General features: G+C 63.4%; 1 pseudogene. It reads right to left on the reverse strand.

Annotated features, from left to right (window positions below):
* Nucleotides 1–334: 334 nt before the first annotated feature.
* Nucleotides 335–1,576, reverse strand: a pseudogene (locus ACEW8G_RS13425) (ISNCY family transposase); the annotation flags it as partial.
* Between the last annotated feature and the right edge of the window lie 256 nt (nucleotides 1,577–1,832).

The raw sequence follows: 1,832 nt of genomic DNA on the forward strand, positions 1-1,832 counted from the left end.
AACTTGCTCCGACACACGCGATAGAGTCCGGCCGAGGCCTCCGCAGGGGAGAGATCCAGTACCGGCGTGTCCGTCTCGACGGGAAGGCCGTTGCCCGCGGCGCAGTCCTCAAGCAGCTTGACCCGCCCGTGCTGGCTCATAAAGCCTTCCGGGTCCGGCCCTTCGTATCGCTGGCCCGGAGCGCGGCCCCCAACCCGGACGAATTCGCAACGACCAGTGTCGGAGCAAGTTTGAAATGTCACCCTCGCGGCAAGGTAGAGATGTCACGGGGGGCACCGCCGCGACCGTTGTGCGATGGTGAGCCAGGCGCTTCCAGATTGTTTGGCGGCCTTGCCCGTCCAACCGCACCTCTTCGTTGGTAGGCCGGATAAGCCTCCTGTCGTGCCTTTATCCAGGTCAGGGCCTCACCAAGCCGCTTGCTCTCCACGATCGCGCCCGGTGCCACCACGGCGATCTTGTCCAACATCCTGAAGGGCAAATCGCAGCCCGCATGGCGCACGGCAAACCTGCCGTCGGGATAGTTCACCACCTCGACCTGCTTGCGGGCCAAGGCACGGGCTTGCATCGTCGGCTCCAAGAGCAGCAACATCCGGTCGTAGTTCAGCGTCAGACTAGCCGAGACCACGCGGGCCTCTCGCCAAGCCAGCGCTTCGTCGATGACGTCATCCGAGGGAGCCGGGCGATGCAGGTCTTTGGCATTGGCAGGATGCCGGCCGAACCGTTCATTGTAGGTCTCGATGAATCCCGCCAGCCAGGCATTGGCGGATTCTATCGTGCTGATGCCGGCCAGGCGCATCTCCTTGACCAGCCGGTCCTGCAGCGTGCTAAACGCCCGCTCTACTCGACCCTTTGCCTGCGGGCTGTTGGCGCAGATGATGTCGATGTTCAACTCGCACAAACCGCGGCCAAATTGGGTAGTCGCCTCGTCTGTCGCCGTCTTGCTGTTGACCCGGAATATGCCGTGCTTGTCGGAATAGAACGCGACGGGTCTGCCGTGCGCCGCAAGGTAGGATCGTGTCGCAGCAAAGTACGAGAACGCCGACTCGCTCGCCACGAAACGCAACAGCATCAGCCGGCTGGTCGCGTCATCCACGAAGGCCAGCAAGGTGCAGGGCGGCCCGCGCTCCTCGAACCAGGCATGTTCCGAGCCGTCGATCTGCACCAACTCGCCAAGGCAGTCGCGCCGACGCCGCGGCTGATGCGGTGAGGGCAGGCGATGCCGCCGGTCAGTCCAGAGCCCATCGGCGATCATCCACTGGCGTAGCGTCTCGCGCGATACCCTGCAGCCGTGCAACGCGACCAGCTTTTCTGCCGCAAGCGTCGGTCCAAAATCACTGTAACGCTCGCGTACCAGCGTCACTGCAAGCTGCCGAACCTCATCCGGCATCTGCCGGTTGCTCCGCCGACCGCGGCGCTTGGATACCAAACTGGCCGCGCCATCAGCGCGTAGGCCTTGCAGGAGCCGAAACACTTGCCGCCGGCTCAGCCCGGTCAATGTGCAAACGTCAGCGACACGCAGCCGGCCCGATTGGACCCCAAGCAACACCTCCAGGCGGTCGAACTCTCGCTTGCTCATCGAAATTGCCACCGCGTCGCTCTCCTGGCCACAGAGCCGAGGAGGGTGCCATCTCTAACTGGCACAGGGGTGACGTCTCTATATGGCGTCTACAGCGTGTCCACTCCGCGGGAGACGTTATGGTGCGGAAGTATGCGGCTGTGATTGGTCTGGTGCGCCGTTTGGTTCTGTCAGCGCTCACGCCAAGCCTGACGACACAAACTGCAGGACGATTTCAGGCTACGCAGCTTCCAGGATGGCGAGCGCAGCAGTGGCG

Origin of the sequence: Blastomonas sp., from assembly GCF_041747255.1 — a bacterium.
In the GTDB taxonomy this organism is placed as follows: domain Bacteria; phylum Pseudomonadota; class Alphaproteobacteria; order Sphingomonadales; family Sphingomonadaceae; genus Blastomonas.